This is a genomic window from Vibrio sp. ZOR0018 (assembly GCF_963865925.1).
GTDB lineage: Bacteria > Pseudomonadota > Gammaproteobacteria > Enterobacterales > Vibrionaceae > Vibrio > Vibrio anguillarum.
This window is the reverse complement of record NZ_CAWMCN010000004.1, coordinates 1-943: the sequence shown is the minus strand read 5'-3', so window position 1 is coordinate 943 and position 943 is coordinate 1. Positions and strand designations below refer to the sequence as shown.

General features: G+C 41.6%; 1 protein-coding gene. It reads left to right on the top strand.

Annotation, left to right across the window (positions count from 1 at the left end):
• On the top strand, positions 1-181 hold a 181-nt coding region (locus tag AACR75_RS00095; RefSeq protein ID WP_047691329.1), incomplete at its 5' end, for a hypothetical protein.
• Positions 182-943 lie beyond the last annotated feature (762 nt).

Sequence of the window (943 nt, the reverse complement as noted above, 5' to 3'; positions counted from 1 at the left end):
GCGAAAATGCTTATTTGCCGACAGCTCAAACGAATGGCCGAAGAAATCCCAAAAGATTGAACCCTTAAATTTACCTGAGTTGCATAACGCCCAATTAAGTGGTGAACAACGCACTGGCCAAGCCGCTGCATTGCACCGTAAAACACTTTACTCAACGCATAGTAAAACTGCCACGCGTTGAGAATCCACTTGAATTGCTTGTTATGTGAATTTTACCGTGAATTCAAAGTAAACCACCGTAGAAATAAAAGGAATTAGAATAAGTTACATAAAAAATCAATGCTTACCAAACCCTAAATTTCACAGCGATCTGAGCCAAAGAGAGCCACTTGCAGAATCAACAACAAAGAAAACGCCCTTTCAGCCACAACCAAACCTTTTACGTCACCAGATTTTCAGAGCTGAACTTCAGCAAGAGAGTCAGTCAAAAAGACATTTCAATTAAAGCGATTTGAACTGGCGAAACTCAACGCAAACCAGATCCAAAACTTAATTGAGGCAATCCAAGAACCTTGGACGTGACCAATTAAAGCTCTTTCAAGAATCCATTTCGACCAAGCTAACTTGCCGAAAACACGGAACGAATTCTCAATGAAATCGTCGAGTTAACCCTAAAAACTCATCCAACACATAACGCCCGGCTAAGGGGTTGACAACGCACCGCCGAACCCAAAAAACACACTGTAAACGCTGAACTTCAATTTTGCACTAAAACCGCCACGCGTTGGCAATCCCTCTTGAGCCGTTTGTTAGGCCAACCGGTTGACAACGATACTTTCAAAACCAAGGAACAGGGCTTTTACAAACTTAAAACAAACTAACCGATTCATTTATAAACCAAAACCCTAAATCAGCAAAGAAACCAAAAAATTCAAATTGAGCGATTTGGAAGAAAAGTGACGAGCGTAGCATGCTCGGCGGACGTTTGGATGCTGAAGGTTAT